Raw genomic sequence first — 19,131 nt, forward strand, 5'->3', positions numbered from 1 at the left:
TTATACATGAATTTATTTTTAATACAATGGTTTTCAAGAAAAAATATTTATTCAAAAATATATATAGTAGAAATATTTTGTCTGAGTATTGATAAGGCTTTCATAAAAAGCTTACTCCTTACCTATACCCTTCAAAATAAACATTTCCTAGTTTATATCCTCTTCCTATTCCTTTCGAAACCCGATAGAAATAATTAGTTTTATGTTCAAATCAACACAACGTATAGCCTATCATAGATTGAAATTAATTTTCAACAAGAAAAAAGTAGTCAGGTTTGACTCTGACTACTTCGCCTCAATGTATTAAAGGTGGAACATCAGCTAAAGTTTGTTCTTTCCTTGATATTACCAGTGAACCATCTTGATCCACTCCACAATAAAAAATCCCCTCAACCTTGGGCTCACCTGCTTTCTCAAGCTCAGCCATTAACCATGCTTCTGTTCGTCTGATATGCTTTAACAATTCGTACTGCACGCGTCCATCCAAAATAACAGGGATTTCAAATTGATCGCTGTTCTTGTAAACCCCGATATCTTCTCGCACGACAGCTTCCTTATCAGCATACAACTTCACACTAAGCCTTCCATTCGCTTCCACAATCGCAAGCTCCACATCTTTTGTATGAAACACATCCTTTTCTCGGAGCATCTGTAGAATATTATCAAGAGAGTATTGAATCTGTTGCATATTTTTTCTAAGGAAGTTTCCCTTGTAGATCACCACCGTTGGTTCAATGGACAAAAGCTTTCCTACCTTCTGATTCTTCAGCTTGAGTTTAACAATCACTTTTTGTAATAGCGCAATTGCAATCATCGCCACAACCGTATGGATGTGTTCAATTTTTGGGTCCGCAATATCCGCCCCTACAACCGAACCAAAGACAAGTACGATCAAAAAATCAAAAACGGGAAGTTCACCCATTGAACGCTTTCCCATATAAATTCCGATCGCAAGCATAAAGGGGAGAATGGTTAGAACCCGAAAAATGACCTTTAAGGCATCCATTGCGATATCCATGATGAGCACCTCTTTCAGACAGATACCCTCATCATGCCCATTAGACGATTCATCACACCTTTTTCAACTAAAAAAGAACCAGCGGAACAAACGCCCCACTGATTCCACCTTTCCCTTACTCACTAAACACCGCATTCGAAAGAAGTCGGAACAAATCATCCGTATGATCGCGGAATCCAGCTTCTATTCCAATCAACGTGACGTCTTGATCACGTTCTTTTACGATAACCGGCTGACCTCCCGCAGCTTCACGGTTCTCCCAGTGACCTGCGATAAAGAAATCTCCCGTACCAAACGAAGCATGCACGTCGACATCTTCAACATTCGAATACCAAACCGGTTGATACACAAAGCCGTAATCATCCAATTCATATCCTGACGTTAAACGTTCAGAACCGTAGTCTACTTTCACAATCCCGTTGCTGTTTGAGTAGCCTTTATTCACGGTTACGTCTGTTACGCCAAGCTTTTTCGATGCATCCGAAGCACCAGCTCCAACGGCAACGTACTTGCCGCCCCCGTCAACATACGATTGGATGTGCTGCTTAAACGCCTGGTATTGGCTTTCGTTCTCCAAACCAAAAGGTGCATTCGCTTCGGTATTGTTGTAGGAGATCATACGAGACGTTCCACTATAGAAAAACACATCCGTATCGCCAAGACCATTTTCCGCAAGCTCTCGTGGCGTGATTTCTGTAACATGAAAACCTAATCGCTCTAGCGCTAATCGTGTCCCAGCATGAGATTGGGCTTTATAAATCCCACCATCTTTTAAAATCGTTACATTTTGAGAAGTGAGTTCTTTTCCTTCCACTAGAGAGGCAGTCGTAACCTGAATACCAGATTCTTTTACTAGTTTCTTCAACTCAGGCGTCGGTGCTTCATCAACATAGAACGCACCATCTTCTCCCCACTGAACATCAAACCCTTTTTCAATGAGCGTATTCACCAGGCTGACTGCTTTTACAGATGAGTTTTGGATCACATAAGGGCCATCCCCTACTAATAGACCGTCTCCATCGACCTTCTTCACGTCAAACGTTTTTACATCAAAAGAACTTCCGGCCTCTACTTCAATCGCCTCAAATCCCCAAAGTTCAGGTAAGTTCCAGGCGGAAATATCATACATGGCTGGCGTAATATCCGTGATGTCTTCCCCATCCCACAGCATCGTGTTCGCAAGTCCTGCTTTTGCCTGACTCATATCGACGATGTAAGTGCCTGCAGGATACGTTTCTCCATCAAACGTAAATGATTTTTTCACTTGCGACACTTCAATATCATTGAACATAAGGTGCTTCACTGCTTTTTCCGTTGCAGTTGGATCCGTTTCATCTACAGGAAGAATATAAGCCTTCGGGAAAAAGCCTTCCGTATGATAGGGATGATCGAACTGGATCCCGCGCTTAAACACTTCGATCTGATCCTTAATCATCTCTTCTTTGTTATCATTCGAAAACTCCAGTGCGCCCATGACCGCATCGTAGTGCCACTTCACGCCGTCCCAGTCATTTGTTGGGGCTTCAAGTGTGTATCCATATGCCCCGTGGTACATCGCATACATCGGTGTGAAAATCGGAGGATAATCATCCCAGCCTGCTTCGTCGTCACGCTGCGGTATATATGTACCCGTCATCGTTTGATAATTCACATTGGAAGTACCGGTGTTCGTGTTGTCGTATTCGCTGCGATGATCAACAATGTTTCCTTCCATTGATTCTGCCTGATCCATGGCCCACTTTGAATACAAATCATATTCATAATTCGGGTTATGTGGCGGTGTACAGGGTTCGATTAATCCAGGACTTGTTGCTCCGCCGTAGGCTTTCACATAGCCATGTAAATCCAAAAACACCATCGGATTCCATTCTTTAATCAACTTAACCGTATGCTTCGTCTCAGCTTGAGATTGCGTAATAAAATCGCGATTCAAATCGATTCCGTTTGAGTTAAAGCGAGTCGCATCAATTCGTCCATCTGGATTCGCCACCACGTTAAAAATTAAAATGTGATTCTCGAGTAACTCCTTTGTCTTCGCATCATCCGCCGTTGCGAATCGCTCAATCAGTTGAAGTGCTGCATCAGAACCAACGAATTCCGTTCCATGAATCGAAGCATTAATCATGACCGGCACTTTAAAATCGGGATGCTTTTCAATAAACGTTTCGGCTTTATCAGGACTCTTAAACATTTTCTTTCTTAATGCTTTTTGATAGCCAAATTTCCCTTTTGCTTCTGGATCAGAAATCGTAACCACATAAAGATCCTGTCCGCCAGATGACTGTGCTGGTGTCTCGACAGTAATCCGATTGCTGCTCTTCTCAATCTCCTGAAGCTTTTCATCCACTTTAGAGTACTTTACAAAATCATAGTTTTCACTATTAAATGGACTCCCATCTTCCTCCTGTAACGTTTCGTTCCAGTTCACATTCTTCCAGCTCGTCTCTGCAGATACTGACCCCGCCATCGGCGTTGCAAATAGACCCAGCATCACAGCACCAGCAATTAGTTGCTTCTTCATCCCATTCCCCCTAAAATTATCAAAATAGTCTAAATTCTATTTTATAACGTTTATGCAAAATATTGTATACGACATTCTTCCTGATTAAGCGTAGGTCTTTAGTGCCTGTCACCACCCGATTCCTGTCGAAAGAACACTGATATGCGATCGTCAATGAATGCAAAAAAGCTACCTCACTCTACAACTCGTAGAATAACGTAGCTTTTCCTCTATTCCGGATCCATCCAAAACAATTCATCCAGTGACTTATCCAATGCCCAACAAATCGACAAGCAAAGCTGAAGCGTCGGATTGTATTTTCCGAGCTCAATCAGCCCGATCGTTTGTCTCGACACGCCCACTTTTTTAGCAAGCTCCTGCTGCGAGAGGTCGTGCTCGACTCTCGCCATTTTTAATCTCACATTCTTCACAATTGATCACCGCACATCTTCATCATCCATCTCTTCTAACTCTCGCTCATTTACTTGATCACTTTTACGTTTCGCTATCGCATAGGGTAACACCATTATGGCAAATAAAACAGGAATGTAAATCATTAAGCTGCCAAAAAGAATGACAAAGAAGAATGTAAAAGCTTCTTCTGTACTATCAGCATACTTCTGAGAGTTGACAATAGCAAAAAACAGCGAAATGCCAACTCCTACAATCAGGCTAATCACAAAGTTTCTTGTATTAAAGCTCAGTTTACTCGATTGCTCAGACATCTCTACTTCATCTGAAAAGATCCCGAGCATCGCTGATCTCCCAACATAGAACACGGAACTTGCAACCAAAATAATCACTTCTGTCCATAAGTGACGTGTCCCCCCTTCAACGAAAAATTGCTTATATAAAATAGACATCGCACAAATCCCCACAATCAACATGTACATTTCCCGGTAAATCATATTTTGAAGATTCGTCACCCGTTCATCATTCTGCCTTCTCTTAAAACCAAATCCCATCGTTCCTTTTCCTCCTATATACTAGTAATCAATCTTAGGTAACCGCTTAAACGCAAACACAAACAATAGTAAACTAACAACCGCGGTTAGCGTCATTTCCATTCCATCTAGGGCTAGAAACGGCAACTGATTCGGTAAACTATAAATCGGTGCATAGGCGACAAAATCCTTCACAAATTCAGGAATTGCCTCTACCTGAAACACGATGCCCAATAGCCCAGGAAGCACCAAGATTGTCACAAGTGAAAGAATTAATAGCTGCATCACCTTTTGATAAACCATCGAAATCACTTGAAACAGTAAGGTAAAGAAAACCCCAAACAACACATATTGCAGTACCGCATTCCCGACATCCCCTGCTGAAAAAGGCTGCCCGTTTAAAGCATGATTGACATAAAGAAGCGCTGCGCATCCAAGCCCGAACATGAACGACACAATCGAAATCACCAAAACACGTGACACTAAAAACACGATCCGATCTCGAGCTGACGTAAAAAGAAGATAGATCGTTCCGTAATGCAGATCGGCAATAACGATTTTTGAACAATACACACCAAGCGCCACCGTTGCAATCCCAGCATATAGTCCAGAGACATTTCTAGGCTGAAACGGACCATCCATCTGGTAAATCGAATAAACAATTGCTCCCCCAAACAAAAAGGCAAATCCAATCGACAGGAACAGCGCCAGGTTAAGATTTCGTTTAATCTCAAGTTTAAAGAATTGGCTCACATTCACTTCGCTTCACTCTCCATATTTTGAAAATAGAAATCCTCGAGCGTGTCCTTTTTCCGCTTCACATCGATCGGGAAAAGATCGTTTTGACTTAAGTGCTTCAGTACCTGTTTCATATCCCCCGCAAACGGAACGGATAGAATTTGACCACTACGGGTTACTCCTTCATAAGCTTCTAACACATGTAAAGCCTGGTGTAGATCGCCTTCTGAAAACGTAAGCTCTAACACTTCCCTATCGTGCTGATCCCTAGCATATTCATTGATAATCCGTCCTTCTTTAATCACATAAACGCGATCACTCATACTCTCGATATCTTCTAAAATGTGACTTGAAATGAGAATGCCAATGCCTTTTTCTTTTGCGAGTCTTTTTAAGTACCCCAAAATATGACGAATTCCATCTGGGTCCATACCATTTGTCGGTTCATCTAACACAAGATAATCGGGATTTGAAATCAGCGCGAGTGCTATTCCTAGACGCTGCTTCATTCCAAGCGAATAGTCCTTTACTTTTTTCTTTAAGTAGGAAGCCATCCCTAGAGACTCAATGATCTCATCGAAATGCTCATCGTCTCCACCGAATAACGAATGAAAGTAATCGATATTATACCGTCCGCTTTTATTTGGAAAGTACTTCGGCTTTTCAATTAAACTTCCAACAGAACGACCTTCTCCACGGAAAGTAAGCACACCATCATACTGAACGATAATCCCTGAGATAATTTTCATTAAAGTCGTTTTCCCTGCCCCGTTTGGCCCAACGAGCCCAACAACCTCCCCTTTTCGAAGCGTAAAATCAACCTCAGAAAGCGCAAGTTCCTGCCTATTAAACGTCTTTGAAAGCTTATGCATTTCGACACTCATCTTCATCCCCCTTGTTTAAGTGAATACTATCCTTCTTTTTCCATTATATAATATCAACGTCTTTTTGCAATATATATTTGTCATTTAGACGTTTATAGTTTTCTATATATTTTTACAACACTTATTTAGGAAAAAAACGCTCATAGGGGTTAGTTACCTCCCCCCTTCCATTCACAATTCACACCCAAATCGTTTGTGCCAATCAGAACGAAAGACTTCTAATCTATAAATGATTCTTTTTCACTTCAACCTCTAAACAATGGTTAGAAATGAAGAAGAAATCGATGAGTAGCGTCTTCGTTGATTCCTACCGAATCAACTAGTTCTTTAGACATATTTTTTAAAAATTCACTAAATTATCCCTTATAATTCGTTATTTCTTGTATTTTTCCAATAAATTTACATTGTTTTTTTAGAATTTTCTTAATATTATGTAATAGTAATTCATCTATTAATCCAAGGAGGAATTGTATTTGAACAAGTTTATTAAAACGAGTATCTCTTCCGTCATGATTGCAGGCACCTTATTAGCTGGAATGCAGGGCGTTAACGCTTCGCCCAAGGAAGGAAATGATTTACATAAAGTAGGCTCGAATATTCAAGCTTCTCAATCACATAGTTTACTAGATTTAGCTATCGTGAATGATGACAAGCTAATCGAATCCTTCGTAAAACGAGGACTTCTATCCAAAGACGCTTCGCAGGCAGAAAAGCAGACGTTTCTTACTAACTATCTTGAGTTAAAAGGCAAAGATGTTGGCGTAAAAGAAAGTGATCCACTTGCTTCAAAAGTAAAAGATGCTGAATCTTCTAAGCAAAAGAATTTTGAAGACTATACAAACGGACTTGTAAATGGAAAAGGAGAGAAAAAGGGTCATTTAAAGGGCAACCCTGATCCTGTGCAGGAAGGCAATTCACCTGGCATACAGAAAAAGGGGAAACTCTTAACGCTAATGGTAGAGTTCTCTGATTTCGAACATAATAACATTAAACCTGAAGAGACCGATAACTACTATTCTGATTATGATACGGAGCATTTTGAGAATATGATCTTCGGTGATAAAGGCGAGTTTAAAGGGCCAAATGGTGAAGACACGATTTCTCAAAAACAGTATTATGAAGAGCAATCTGGAGGCACTTATACAATTGAGGGGAATGCGTATGGCTGGCTAAAAGTACCAGGAACTGCAGCTTACTATGGTACTGACAAAGCATCAGGTGGTCATGATAATGTTACCCCTGGCGGATCAAAGCAATTAGTCATCGATACGTATAAAGCGGCACTAGCAGCAGGGCTTCCTTTAGAAGACTATGACTTGGAGGATCCACACGATTTAGATGGAGACGGGAATTTCTGGGAACCTGATGGTTTAGTCGATCACCTGCAGATTATTCATGCTGGGATGGGTCAAGAAGCTGGTGGCGGATCTCTTGGAGACAAGGCAATCTGGTCTCATCGTTCAGCTAAATTCTTTGATCCAGATGGTCTAGGCAATGGATTACCAGGATTCTATGATTACACAATGATGCCAGAAGATGGCGCAACTGGCGTATTCGCTCATGAATACGGACATGATTTAGGCTTACCGGATGAATATGACACGATTTATTCTGGAACAGGTGAAGCAGTCGGTTACTGGTCGATCATGGCTAGTGGATCATGGGCTGGAAAAACGCCTGGTGCGGAACCAACCGGTTTCTCTCCATGGGCTAAGCAGTATTTACAATCTACGTTAGGTGGAAAATGGTCAAACCCTGCTATCGTAGACTGGTCGGACGTTACAACAAAAGGCACACAGTTTTTACTAGATCAGGCAAACTCACCACTCGGCCAAAACAACCAGGCAATTCGAATCAACTTACCGAAAAAAGAAACACCGATCAACAAACCGACTGGAAATTATGAATATTGGGGTGGCCAGGCAGATGAAATTGATACAAATATGGTCACTTCAGTGGACTTAACTGGCAAAACTTCTGCTACGTTAACATTTGATGCCTGGTATGATATCGAAGAGCAATGGGATTTTGGCTTTGTTCAAGTATCTGAAGACGATGGCGCTACTTGGAAATCACTAGGAAATGAAAATACTCGCTCTGATGTTGTTGAAGGAGGATATCCAACCATCCTTAATTCAATGCCAGGCTTTACTGGAAACTCTGATGGATGGGAAGCACAATCCTTTGATTTATCGAAGTATGCAGGTAAGGAAATCAAGCTTAGACTTCGGTATGCTACTGACTGGGGTACCTCAAACGTTGGTTTCTTCGCTGATAACATTAAGGTTGTTGCTGATGGACAAACCCTTATAGACGATGGCGCGGAGTCCGAAAAGTCATCCTTTACCTTAGATGGTTTTGAAAAAATGAATGGAAACAAACTGACCAATCAATATTATTTACTTGAATGGAGAAACCATCAAGGTGTCGATGAGGGACTTGCACACCTTAAACGAGGAAACTCATTAATGAGCTATGATGGTGGATTAGTGGTGTGGTATGTGGATGATAGCTACACAGAAAACTGGACAGGCGTTCACCCTGGTGATGGTTATCTTGGAGTTGTGGATGCACACCAAGGAACGAATCTACTTTGGAACACTGGCGTCCAAGCATCGACACGCTATCATATCGCCGATGCAGCGTTTGGCCTTAATCCAACTTCCGGATTAAATCTTCAATACCCAACGCAAACTTTGCAACTCAAGAGCCAGAAAGCCGTCTCTCTATTTGATGACAGTCGTTCCTTCATGAATACGTTTATGCCAGATGCTGGTCGTAACATTGATAGCTTAGGTCTAAAAGTTCGAGTAAATGCACAATCAGTCGATCATTCTGTTGGCTCAGTAGTCATTTACAAGTAAAATCAGTGGGAATCAGTGGGACGGTTCTGCTGATTCAGTGGGAAATGGAATCGGCGGGACGATTCCGCTGAATAAATCTTATAAATAAAAGGAGTGCTAATAAAATCATTTATTAGCACTCCTTTATAAGTCAAAAGAGGATCGCCGAAGAAAAGAAATCATGAGAATAAATGAGACGATGAATTCCATCTTTAATTTAAATAATCGCAAGTAACTCCTCAAGATAAGTGCCGCACTGGCAACTTTCTACCACTAATGGATCGCGTAACTATTCAGCTACTTCTTTGATAAAAAGTCATTATCAATATAAGGCAAGATCGAGGTTATTCCACTTATGCCTTCTTTCGAAATGGCTTCTAGTGCGAGTTCATTTAAAATCTCTTCATCAACAAACGGAGCTAGTGAAACGATAGAAGAAATACCATTTACACGGTAACTCTCTTCAACATACTGATTTAACGTCTCTTCTTCTACAAAAGGCGCAATCGACGACAAGCCTTTTAATCCGTTTTTCTCATACTCAACCTTAATACAGTCGTCAAGAGCCTCTTCGCCTATAAAAGGCGCAATAGATAATAATCCTCCGATTCCATTTAATTGACATTCTTCTAGCGCACAAGCATCTATGAGTTCCTGGCTAATAAAGGGCGCCACGATCGAAAAGTGTTCCAGTCTACTTCGCGTGAACTCTTCTTTCACACATTCGTCCATCACTTCTTGACTAATAAAAGATGCAAATGTAGATAACCCTTTTATCCCTCTCTTAGTAAATTCTTTCTTTGCCAATCCATCGATCGTTTCTTGATGAAGGTAGGGTGAAAGAATGGGTATCTCTTCAGAAGTCAATTCACCATCGATCTTTTGGTATGCCATTTCAGCCTGCTCTGTCGTTATGATTGGTGCCGCTTGAATCAGTTCTTCTTTCTCGATCCATGCTGTACTTTCTAATGACCCTTTTTCTACTAATTGAGTAACCACTCTTGTTCCTTTATTTTCATCCAGAATGTCATCAATGCTTACATCGAATTGTTTAGCGAGCTCTGGGAGTTTGGAGATATCCGGCATCGTTTGACCGCGTTCCCAGTTGCTAACAGCTTGAAAACTGACGCCTAAAAGATCAGCGAGTGCCATCTGTGTGATGTTTTTTTCCTTCCTCAATTGCGCTATTCTTTTCCCGACCTTATTCATATCAAACACCCTTACCACCTCTTTCGTTAAGATGCTATAAGTGTAACTTGCAAATCATCTAGATCCTATCAATTATTTCTTGAAGAGAGTCATTGTATCAACTCAAGTAGAAATTGAATGGAAAGAACTTGTGATCATCACATAAAGAGGATGGCTTGAGATAAAAAGCAATCCTGATTAGGAGGTTTAATTTAATTCGATTTTGACCGGTTCCAGTTCGACAGGCAAATTGCTACTTAACGTTCCTAAACTCACTCTTACCACGTAGTTATTTTCATTGAAACCTTTCAATTTGCTAACATCAAACGTACTTCTAAAAGAAAGCTTTTCTTTATCAAGCACTTTCACAGTATGTTTTAGTGGTTCTTCATAAATGTCTTTTCTGCTTTCCTTAACTAGCAAAACTTCATTTCGAGCCATGTCTTCATAGAACTCAAAATATCGATCGTTTCTTCCATTATTAATTTGGAAATCAAGTGTTACTTTCTCCCCATCAACTTTCATATCGTTGACTGAAATAACATGATCCTGTCTAGTAGATTCTATTTTTATAGGGAGTTTTTCAGAAAGATGAATGAATTGATCTTCTACTCCACTTAGCGCTACTTTTGGTTGGATCTCTATATAATCCGTTCTCTCCTTTAGATTCTCAGGAATAATACTTCTTCCTTTGACAACGATATGATCATTTTCTTGACTCGTTTCAAGATCGATCCCATCCCTTGATACGTTCACTTGTTCTCCGTTTTCGTCAACTACTTCAAGACGAACTTGATCATGCTTTCCTTCAAGCGGGAACGTACCAGTATAATTGATAGCCGTTGACGCCTGCCCTTCTATGATCGAGTTAAATTGGACAGCAACATCTGCTTGCTCATTCGACCTTACTTGATCCAATTCCACTTCCTCATATGGAAGCTGCTCAACCGGAACGTCGAATTTCCACGAGCCTTCTTTTTCCCCAATTCGTTTAAATTCTAATGGGAAGGAAGTGTTGGCCGGTAGTTCTTTGCCTGGATAAGCTAACTGAATTTGTCCAATGTAGTCATCGCCACTTTTCTCCAAAGGAACGATTTCTTTACTATCGCTAATGGCCTCATTGCCTCCGTATATTTCATAGAAACCGTTCACTTCACGAAACTCATCTTCTTTCACGTCTCCTACTACTTTAAACGATACACCAATAACGGCTCCATCATAATAGGCACTCGTCATCATCACATCAAGCCCTTTACCACTCGATTTCTCATCAAGTTCTGTCACTAACTGTTGAGATGTTAAGTTCCGACCGACCATATCATTAAAGACATGATAAGCTTCGCCAATAACCGGGACGTCTGCTAGCGCATTCGAGACGTTGGATGAAAGGAATGTTGCTGATAGAACAACCGCTGCCGCCGTTGAAACAATGGATCGCTTTATGTTTCGCTGACGTTTAAATGACCGTTTCCCGTCCGCTTGATCAATACCAGATTGAATCGAACGCACTAATTCATCCTCAGGCACATCGATTTTGTCATACTGATCCTTATAGAGATTTTCCTTCATATAAATGAGCCCCCTCTAGAATTGTTCTTAATTGCTTTCGCCCTCTTTGGAGATACGTCTTTACCGTATTTTCAGGTAGGTCCAGAACCTTCGCCACTTCTTTTATCGACAGATCATGATAATGAAACAGGACAATCACATCTCGGTACTTCTGTTCCAGCTTATTTGTAGCGTTGGCTAAATCCATCCCTTCGTCTGAACGTTTATCTAGCTTTGATAGAATTGGCGTTACCTTCTCTAATGGAACATCATTTTTTCTTTTCTTTAAGGAATCGTAAGCACAGCGAATGAGGATCTTCGTTAGCCATGTAACAAAGAACTTTTCCTCTTGTAACGTGGTGATGGCTAAATAGCTTCGAAAGGCGGTTTCTTGAACAACGTCCAATGCATCCTCTCGATTTCGCACATAAAGAAATGCTGTTCGATATAATTGATCTTTATGTAAGACAAGGAGTTGTTCAAAAGCTTCTTTGTCTCCCCTTTTCGCTTTCTTAACAAGCTTTACTTCATTCATGATTAACCTCCTTTTGCCATTAGAGTGATGGAGAAGGCAAAAAGTTTCACTTATAATAAAAACTAGTGTTGGAGCAAAAAAGGAAATCCCGATCGAATGGGATTTCCTTTGATCTATCATCACCGCTCTTTGGCTAGATGTGCTTTTTTCTTTTATTTTCAGGCTGCTTCAGCCAGTAACGCAATCCTTTCCCAGCCAAAGGCTCGTCATTATATCTTGGTATAACGTGCAGATGACTATGAAAAATGAATTGATTGGAGACTTCTCCAACATTCCACCCAAGTGTATAGCCATCTGGAGAAAAGGCTTGATCAAGGTATGTCTTTGCATGCTGTAAGAGTTCATATGTATCGTTCCACTCTTCTTTCGATAATTCAAATGCGTTTGCGTGATGCTTTTTTGGAACAATGACGCCACAGCCTTCTAAGACGTCTTGTTGATTGTCATGTTGTAAGAAATAACAACATTCATTTTCAAATAGAATCTTTTGTTTCTCGTCTCTTTCGGGGTTACAAAATGGACAGTCCTCTTTGTACGTCAATAAAATCCCACCTTTCTTTTTTAAAAAGCATTCCTGTATAGGACAGATTAACTCTACTCTTCGTTTAATCTGTTATCAAGAAGGCTACTAGTATGTAAAAAGATAAACTGGAGAGTTGGATATAAAAAATCGGTTTCTCTGGGGATTCATAGGTGTATTAATCTATCCGATTGTATGGATTTTATTGGTTTTACTATTAGGTGGTGAACTTCCTAAATGGAGTGTTTTAACTGGCTCTTCCATTGGAGGCTTTATATGTTGCTTCTTCATGGTAGCTCCAAGTATACGTAAAGGGAGAAACAGATAACTTTAGCATAAGAATACCTACCCTATTTTTTTAAAAAACACGAATTCAATACGAGATTACTAGAGAAAGAGAGCTCATCTTCTTAATGATCAGCTCCCTGAACCCTTCCTTATTCAAAAGACTCCGCAACTGTAAGCAGATCTTCTTTTGATAAGTCTTCTATCTTCCCTTTCAACTCATAGGTGATCGAACCATTTGTCCAAATCAATCGCTGCGTCTCGCCTTCATTTCCCGCATATTGTCCTTTTTGATCTCCAACCGAAACCTCCTCTGTTTCTAACTTATCAGAAGAGATCTCACCATTTTTAACGGTCATCAGTTCCATCTTTTCACCAGTTTCGCCATGAAAGATAAACGTTATGGAGCTGTCATCCTTACTCTCATGTTTGATTTCTACCCCATCCACTTTAAAAGGCATGACTGTCGGATACAGAGGCTGATACGCTTCATTTCCCGTTCGACTTACTAATCTTGAACGATCATAGACGAATAGTCCATCTTCTGTTTCTGTTGCTGTATCGAAAGCATGGGGCAATGATTGACTATCCATATAACGGATTTGCGTAATTTTCCCCTCGTCGTTTGTGTTGACTCTCCCACTAACATCTGCAGTTTGACCATTACTTACATTCACTTGTATCTCAAAATCATAAGCGGTTGTAGTGTCTTCGCTCTGCTGAACGTTAATAGTGCCAATCGTCATTTCTACACCTTTTCCAAACGCCTTAAGATGGAAGCTGTTAAGTAAATTAGTGTTCACCGCATGCTCCATAGATTTTTCTGTAAAGTAAGGTTTGAAATGATCCATGTAGTAGTTCGAAACCTTTTCATACTCTTCCTCTTTATATAACTGTGCTAACTCTTCATCCGGTCCTGAAAATATGCGTTTCAGTACCGTAGTGACATCATCTTCCGTCGTATTCTCTTCTTTCATGTTTTCGCTAGCAGACTGGTTAGATGCACAACCAGCAGTAAGTATGAGCATAATCGTAATGAATAGAATTTTTTTAGACAAGCGACAACCTCCGTTTTACTGTCTTAATTAGATATACGAACAAGAAGTGTCTTACGTTTCAAAATTTGGTAATAATCTGGTATTTAATCGAACATATCCCCAAAATGCCAGCTTTCAAAAAGTCCTTTCAATTCTAAAAAAAGCCTATCATATTGCTGATAAGCTCAATCTAAGCGCATCTTTTTTATAGCTGATGAACTTTGATTTTCTCCCAAATTCCCTTCCAATTTTTCTTAACCACTCTTCCTTCATAAATGGCGGCTCGTTCTTTTGTTTCTGTGAAAAATGGGGTTGGCTTCAACTCTAAATTGATTACATCATCTACACCCCAGGGAGCAGTCAGAATGAGATTGTTAGCCATATCGATTTTGACACCAAGAGCAGTGGCGGTTTCTGGAAAATTGGAAATCGCATCCTCTGCAGAAGTGTAGGGATCTATGTGATTGATCACATGCATTCGTGCTTCATTCTTCACAGACCAGGGTACATCAGGGAGAATTCTCCTCAATTCAGCTTCTAATTCTTTTTCCGTTTTTTCACTCATATCGTCTTGATCATAATAAATGACGTCGACGTCTGGCGTACTCGTTCTGTTTTCAAATCCATGTAATGTGTCCCAAATTTTTGAACGCACAAATCCCGCACATATCCACCAATCTGGCAAATTCAATTGACTTGCAGCTTTAATGATATCCATCATGCGATCATCGTTTTGGATGAGCAAAATAATGTCTTCTTTGGTTTTCAACCTAACACCTCGTTTGGTTTCCTACGTCTCTTGATCTTCTGTCTTAATCTACCTTTCAGCTCAAATTCAATAAATCCGAAATTATTTCATCACTTCCCGGTGAAAACATAAAAAGAGCGAACAAGATACATAGGATTCCTAAACAGACGAAAGAAATACGTTTACTTCCAATGAGCCCTTTTCCTACTAAAAATAATCCAATAAATAAGATTAAAAAATACCAAACGCCCACACCCTCACTCCTTTTCTTTAGCACCTTATTTTTCGATATAACCCGATTCCAAGATAATAAAGCAGACCGATCGCCATAATGATTACACCATAGACGATAAACCCCATGCCACTCCACCCTCTAATAAACACAATACCTACCACAAAGGAGGTGTAACCAATCATTGCTAGAGATACAGGGACAAGCAATCCTCTTTTTCTTTTCGCTCTAGAGAAATGGATAAAAGTCAAAATCAAAATAATAGACAAGGTTGATACAGCAATGACTGCATCACCATAATACTCCCACCACACGAAATCTCCCCCATTAAGTTTGACAATCTACTATAATAACGATTACTAAGAAGCTTTGGTTTCCTTTAATATGCTTTAATCGTCGATCCACTAGATTAGAAGAATTCATATAACCCCTCATTAAAATACGCGAACTCTTCTTTTGTCACCTTATAACGGCGGTATCCTTCGTAAAATGCTTCTATGTATTCCTTATGGTTGACCCATTTTCGAATCGCTAAGGATACATCATATCTAGGATCTCCTAACGTCATGCCTGCAACATCAATAAACATGCTTGCTTTTCCATCAATCACCATCACATTATCGGTTGTGCAATCCCCGTGGATCATCGTTTGATGGACGCTTGAGGGTTGATGTAAGGTTAACTTCTGTAAAAGCTCAAAATCCCCGTCAGCATCACCTGATTCCACGTAACCCTCCGCCTTTTCTAACTGTTCAGCTAGCCAATTATGATTATGGAATCCAGCAACAGACGTTTCATGAAGACGATGAAGAAAATGCCCAAAATTCTTAATTAAAGCCAACTGCTCCTTCTTCTCAGCTTTCTTTAATGCAGTTGTTAAAGTCATTCCCTTCTCGTATGACATGATAAGATGACTGCTATTCCCCCCCTCAACATAACCATAGTAGCGTGGCGTTGGGATCTCTATATTCGTATTTAGCTTTTCTAATACGTCAGCTTCATTCTTTAACCACTCTCGATATTTTGGTTCAAAGGAACTTTTCAGCACATACCTACCTTCAGCTGCAATCATTTCATGTACTTCTGACGTACAACCCTGGTCTTGTAGTAAATTCACTCGCTCTATTTTACCAATTACTTTCTCGATCTTACTTTCAATCTCTTTATTCACTGGTGACATACCTACACTTCCTTTTGTAATGAACATGCTTTGCTATAGGTGAAGAACAATTTGTGTCTCCTAAAGTGCAACATTGATCATACCAATTATTTCAAAATTCCATCAATAAATCTATCAATCATCATAAAAATAAGAAGGACACGCTAGGAAGGTAACGAAATAGTTTTAGGAAACTATGACTAAAGGAGGAATAAAATGAGCGATTCTCTTTTCTCTGATATTCACTATATACGAATACCAGTCATCAATCTCAATGAATCCGTTTCCTGGTACACAGAGTGTTTGCAGTTTACCTTAAAATTTAATCGAGGTGATTTAGCTGTTCTTGCGCTTGAACAAGGGCCTCTCTTCGTGTTGGTAGAAGCGGATGAGAACTCGAGAGGTCATTTTTTCAAAAATGGTGAACCTGAATTTGCGGTTGGACTGACAACGGCAAACATTAACCGACTCTACGACTATTTAGTTGATCAGGAAGTGAAAGTCGAACCGATTCAGGAAGAGGAAGGCCACCATTTCTTTCACTTTTATGACCCTAATGGAAACAAACTTCAGGTACATAACTAAATGTTATCGAGCTACTCTTTTAGGGTAGCTTTTTTTAACGACCAAACTTTAGGCTACGAAATGCAGTACGAAGCCCTTCTCCTCTTTTCAACGGAAACATCCCTGCTCCTACCACTTCGTCCACATACTTTCCGCCCTTTCATCAGGAACATCACCCAGCCCAATGACATAGTTTGTTGAAGAAAGTGTTTTATTAGGTAATCACTTAGGAAGATGGATTTCAGTCCATGATGAACGTCGATGGAGGTGACATAAATGAATCAATTTCAAAACGATCTTCAGCACTTAGATGTTGGAGAGTACCATGCCCAGGAATTAGTTCCTTGCGAGCAAGCCAACTATTATCCAAATGGAGATCAGAATATAGATCCGAATGATACGCGTTTAATTGGATTTGTATGCTTCGGGTGTTTCCGCTGTGCGGGTTGCGTAGCCTGTGCTGGATGTGCGGGTTGCGCTGGATGCGGCGGTTGTGCCGGTTGTGGTGGATGCGCTCGCTGTGCTCGATGTGGTGGATGCGGTGGTTGTGCCGCAAGATGTGGCGGATGCGGTCGATGCGGTGGTCGTTGAACCTGATCAGGTCTTACACTCTGATGGTTTTCTTCTGGATACACTCCATGCTAACTCACATAGATAATCACACAAAAAGAACCTGGGGGGGCGGCATGCTCTTTCAGGTTCTTTATATGTAAAAAGAATGCCAGCTTCACCATTTTTTTAAGTGAATTTCTCACTTAATCATCCAAATCGACATCTTAGCTGTTTTCTACTGCACCTCCTTTAATCAGCGTTCTCCTAATCTCCCATTCTCTATAAAATTTCAGAGCGAATAACACTTGATCGCCACTCCCTGAATGACGCGATAACTTTCCCATTCTAACGATCATATTCGGTTTTTTTACTATCAAATATTTAGTTTGGCCCTAATTCAACTTATGTTTTTAAACATTTATTGCAATTAGTATACCAATAGCAAGCCCAGTAATTAGAGTGTACGTGTTTGTACTAAGTGATTCTCTTCTTTTCAAAGAAAATTTCAATATTACATACACTGCTAGCACCCCTAATGCAACCAAGAACAATGATAGGGAGAGATTAAATAGTGCCTTCACAATCAACCCAGCCATTAAAGATAGCAGGGCAATTTGTAGTATATCTATGACTCTTTTCAACGGTGCCCCTCCCTTATCAATTAATTAATACTTACTCCCAAGTGTACCTATCCTCACATCCTTGTACGAGGTTTCCGGTGGGTTTTCCATCCACCTTCACCTCTTTCATCAATCATGTGAAAAAGCTTACTCATTTCGTTTTAGGAATGAAATAGGAAGACGAGACAACGACACAACCTGCCCCTATTCCAAACCACTTCATTCCATCGAGTGTGCTGATTGAGATGTCTCTCGAAATGCCTGTCACATACAGGAGCAAGTTAACTAGGAAGGTGAGCATAACAATGCTAAATCCGATCCATTGAACGGTTTTACGCTTACGATTCTCTTTGTTTTTCATATAAAAAGCTCCCTTTATGTATCAATCGAAAAAATATAAACGTGGTAAGAACATGATTTCTATTACCCGATCTTTCTCGCAATCGCATTTGATGGCTGATTGGCTTCTTCACAGTCCCAATATGGAATCATGCTCTGACTCACACAATCATTCACAACACTTGAGGCTGCCAGCTGACCTAATTTCTTCCCCCGATGCTCCTCAATTGTTTCCATATCTAACGCATGAACCTTTCCAGCCACAAATCCTGAAAAACATAAACTCACAATCAGATTTTGAATGACAACACCATACCCAATTCCCTTATCCAAAAAGTCAGAAGGTGAAGCCCAGAATTCCGTTAGTTTAGACTGTAAAAAGCTTCTATTCTGAATCGAGTTGTTCTGATCGCCAAGAAGGTCTTCACTGATTTTTATGACTTCATACTCTGGTTTAACAGAAGGTTGATGATGCGCTTTAGGATGGTCAAGACGATACACATTTTGATCGAATTTTTGCATGTGACGATGGGCGAAGAGCATCTCGATCGTGTTATCCCATCTTGAATGATGTCCAATCGCGATAAAATACGTTAAGCCGAGCTCCCTTGCTTCAGGAATTATGTTTTGATCTAAATACTCATTCATCTCCTGAAGAAACCCTGTATTTTCTTCATCCCCAATAAAAAAGAATCCATCGTGATTTCCTAACCAGATCAGTCCTGATTTAGGGAAAACGACATGATCCACAAAAACGCGTCCAGGGTTATTCCCTTCAATGACGGCTTTCGCCTCTATATGCCCAACATCATTTAGTAACCTTTCACATTTGTAGAATTCATCTTGATTAAGTTCATGAATCACGGTACTTCCTCCT

At 40.3% G+C, this 19,131-nt stretch carries 19 protein-coding genes; 3 read left to right on the top strand and 16 right to left on the bottom strand.

Annotated features, from left to right (window positions below; translation table 11 throughout):
• Window positions 1-295 precede the first annotated feature (295 nt).
• From LC090_RS15170 to LC090_RS15195, 6 genes are all read right to left on the bottom strand, one after another.
• Window positions 296-1,018: a DUF421 domain-containing protein gene (locus LC090_RS15170; RefSeq protein ID WP_226658868.1), complete on the bottom strand. Its 723-nt coding sequence runs from the start codon at window positions 1,016-1,018 to the stop codon at window positions 296-298.
• Window positions 1,019-1,133: 115 nt separating this feature from the next.
• Complete coding sequence (locus LC090_RS15175) at window positions 1,134-3,539, bottom strand: M14 family zinc carboxypeptidase (protein WP_226658869.1); 2,406 nt, start codon at window positions 3,537-3,539, stop codon at window positions 1,134-1,136.
• Window positions 3,540-3,748: 209 nt separating this feature from the next.
• A complete protein-coding gene (locus LC090_RS15180) occupies window positions 3,749-3,949 on the bottom strand; it encodes a helix-turn-helix transcriptional regulator (RefSeq protein WP_226658870.1) in 201 nt (66 codons plus the stop codon).
• Between the two features lie 6 nt (window positions 3,950-3,955).
• Window positions 3,956-4,483: a DUF6773 family protein gene (locus tag LC090_RS15185; RefSeq protein ID WP_226658871.1), complete on the bottom strand. Its 528-nt coding sequence runs from the start codon at window positions 4,481-4,483 to the stop codon at window positions 3,956-3,958.
• Between the two features lie 21 nt (window positions 4,484-4,504).
• Window positions 4,505-5,221: a hypothetical protein gene (locus tag LC090_RS15190; RefSeq protein ID WP_226658872.1), complete on the bottom strand. Its 717-nt coding sequence runs from the start codon at window positions 5,219-5,221 to the stop codon at window positions 4,505-4,507.
• A complete protein-coding gene (locus tag LC090_RS15195) occupies window positions 5,218-6,084 on the bottom strand; it encodes an ABC transporter ATP-binding protein (protein WP_226658873.1) in 867 nt (288 codons plus the stop codon). Before LC090_RS15195 ends, LC090_RS15190 begins: the two co-directional genes overlap by 4 nt.
• A gap of 473 nt (window positions 6,085-6,557) precedes the next feature.
• On the opposite strand from LC090_RS15195, the gene LC090_RS15200 reads away from it, so the two are divergent.
• Window positions 6,558-8,948, top strand: a complete 2,391-nt coding sequence (locus tag LC090_RS15200) for an immune inhibitor A domain-containing protein (RefSeq protein ID WP_226658874.1) — start codon at window positions 6,558-6,560, stop codon at window positions 8,946-8,948.
• 276 nt (window positions 8,949-9,224) lie between these two features.
• Here the strand turns inward: LC090_RS15200 and LC090_RS15205 are convergent, their stop codons facing one another.
• The 8 genes from LC090_RS15205 to LC090_RS15240 all read right to left on the bottom strand — a co-directional run bounded on the left by LC090_RS15205 (window position 9,225) and on the right by LC090_RS15240 (window position 16,200).
• A complete protein-coding gene (locus LC090_RS15205; protein WP_226658875.1) occupies window positions 9,225-10,136 on the bottom strand; it encodes a helix-turn-helix domain-containing protein in 912 nt (303 codons plus the stop codon).
• A gap of 186 nt (window positions 10,137-10,322) precedes the next feature.
• Entirely contained in the window at window positions 10,323-11,684 is a 1,362-nt protein-coding gene (locus tag LC090_RS15210) for a DUF4179 domain-containing protein (protein WP_226658876.1), read from the bottom strand.
• Window positions 11,665-12,198, bottom strand: coding sequence for a sigma-70 family RNA polymerase sigma factor (locus LC090_RS15215; RefSeq protein WP_226658877.1), 534 nt, complete (start codon window positions 12,196-12,198; stop codon window positions 11,665-11,667). The genes LC090_RS15210 and LC090_RS15215 overlap by 20 nt, the downstream gene beginning before the upstream one ends.
• Before the next feature lie 133 nt (window positions 12,199-12,331).
• Window positions 12,332-12,739 (bottom strand): HIT family protein, encoded by a 408-nt coding sequence (locus tag LC090_RS15220; protein WP_226658878.1) that lies wholly within the window; start codon window positions 12,737-12,739, stop codon window positions 12,332-12,334.
• A gap of 416 nt (window positions 12,740-13,155) precedes the next feature.
• Complete coding sequence (locus LC090_RS15225; protein ID WP_226658879.1) at window positions 13,156-14,061, bottom strand: DUF4367 domain-containing protein; 906 nt, start codon at window positions 14,059-14,061, stop codon at window positions 13,156-13,158.
• 184 nt (window positions 14,062-14,245) lie between these two features.
• The gene (locus tag LC090_RS15230; protein ID WP_226659383.1) at window positions 14,246-14,761 is read right to left on the bottom strand and encodes a nucleotidyltransferase family protein; all 516 of its coding nucleotides are present in this window, start codon (window positions 14,759-14,761) and stop codon (window positions 14,246-14,248) included.
• 297 nt (window positions 14,762-15,058) lie between these two features.
• Complete coding sequence (locus tag LC090_RS15235) at window positions 15,059-15,334, bottom strand: hypothetical protein (protein WP_226658880.1); 276 nt, start codon at window positions 15,332-15,334, stop codon at window positions 15,059-15,061.
• Between the two features lie 95 nt (window positions 15,335-15,429).
• On the bottom strand, window positions 15,430-16,200 hold the full coding sequence (locus LC090_RS15240; RefSeq protein ID WP_226658881.1) for a phosphotransferase family protein: 771 nt from the start codon (window positions 16,198-16,200) through the stop codon (window positions 15,430-15,432).
• 195 nt (window positions 16,201-16,395) lie between these two features.
• On the opposite strand from LC090_RS15240, the gene LC090_RS15245 reads away from it, so the two are divergent.
• Both LC090_RS15245 and LC090_RS15250 read left to right on the top strand, forming a co-directional pair.
• Entirely contained in the window at window positions 16,396-16,764 is a 369-nt protein-coding gene (locus LC090_RS15245; RefSeq protein WP_226658882.1) for a VOC family protein, read from the top strand.
• A 255-nt stretch (window positions 16,765-17,019) separates the two neighbouring features.
• Window positions 17,020-17,334 (top strand): heterocycloanthracin/sonorensin family bacteriocin, encoded by a 315-nt coding sequence (locus tag LC090_RS15250; protein ID WP_226658883.1) that lies wholly within the window; start codon window positions 17,020-17,022, stop codon window positions 17,332-17,334.
• Between the two features lie 732 nt (window positions 17,335-18,066).
• Here the strand turns inward: LC090_RS15250 and LC090_RS15255 are convergent.
• Window positions 18,067-18,276 (bottom strand): hypothetical protein, encoded by a 210-nt coding sequence (locus tag LC090_RS15255; RefSeq protein WP_226658884.1) that lies wholly within the window; start codon window positions 18,274-18,276, stop codon window positions 18,067-18,069.
• A gap of 62 nt (window positions 18,277-18,338) precedes the next feature.
• The gene (locus LC090_RS15260) at window positions 18,339-19,118 is read right to left on the bottom strand and encodes a GNAT family N-acetyltransferase (RefSeq protein WP_226658885.1); all 780 of its coding nucleotides are present in this window, start codon (window positions 19,116-19,118) and stop codon (window positions 18,339-18,341) included.
• Window positions 19,119-19,131 lie beyond the last annotated feature (13 nt).

Source organism: Guptibacillus hwajinpoensis, from assembly GCF_020524165.1.
In the GTDB taxonomy this organism is placed as follows: domain Bacteria; phylum Bacillota; class Bacilli; order Bacillales; family Guptibacillaceae; genus Guptibacillus; species Guptibacillus hwajinpoensis_D.

Excerpts from the sequence above, each read along its gene's own strand:
- LC090_RS15170 (WP_226658868.1), bottom strand. The coding sequence starts at position 1,018 with ATGGATATCGCAATGGATGCCTTAAAGGTCATTTTTCGGGTTCTAACC.
- LC090_RS15175 (WP_226658869.1), bottom strand. The coding sequence starts at position 3,539 with ATGAAGAAGCAACTAATTGCTGGTGCTGTGATGCTGGGTCTATTTGCA.
- LC090_RS15185 (WP_226658871.1), bottom strand. The coding sequence starts at position 4,483 with ATGGGATTTGGTTTTAAGAGAAGGCAGAATGATGAACGGGTGACGAAT.
- LC090_RS15195 (WP_226658873.1), bottom strand. The coding sequence starts at position 6,084 with ATGAGTGTCGAAATGCATAAGCTTTCAAAGACGTTTAATAGGCAGGAA.
- LC090_RS15205 (WP_226658875.1), bottom strand. The coding sequence starts at position 10,136 with ATGAATAAGGTCGGGAAAAGAATAGCGCAATTGAGGAAGGAAAAAAAC.
- LC090_RS15210 (WP_226658876.1), bottom strand. The coding sequence starts at position 11,684 with ATGAAGGAAAATCTCTATAAGGATCAGTATGACAAAATCGATGTGCCT.
- LC090_RS15215 (WP_226658877.1), bottom strand. The coding sequence starts at position 12,198 with ATGAATGAAGTAAAGCTTGTTAAGAAAGCGAAAAGGGGAGACAAAGAA.
- LC090_RS15230 (WP_226659383.1), bottom strand. The coding sequence starts at position 14,761 with ATGATGGATATCATTAAAGCTGCAAGTCAATTGAATTTGCCAGATTGG.
- LC090_RS15240 (WP_226658881.1), bottom strand. The coding sequence starts at position 16,200 with ATGTCACCAGTGAATAAAGAGATTGAAAGTAAGATCGAGAAAGTAATT.
- LC090_RS15245 (WP_226658882.1), top strand. The coding sequence starts at position 16,396 with ATGAGCGATTCTCTTTTCTCTGATATTCACTATATACGAATACCAGTC.
- LC090_RS15250 (WP_226658883.1), top strand. The coding sequence starts at position 17,020 with ATGAATCAATTTCAAAACGATCTTCAGCACTTAGATGTTGGAGAGTAC.
- LC090_RS15255 (WP_226658884.1), bottom strand. The coding sequence starts at position 18,276 with ATGAAAAACAAAGAGAATCGTAAGCGTAAAACCGTTCAATGGATCGGA.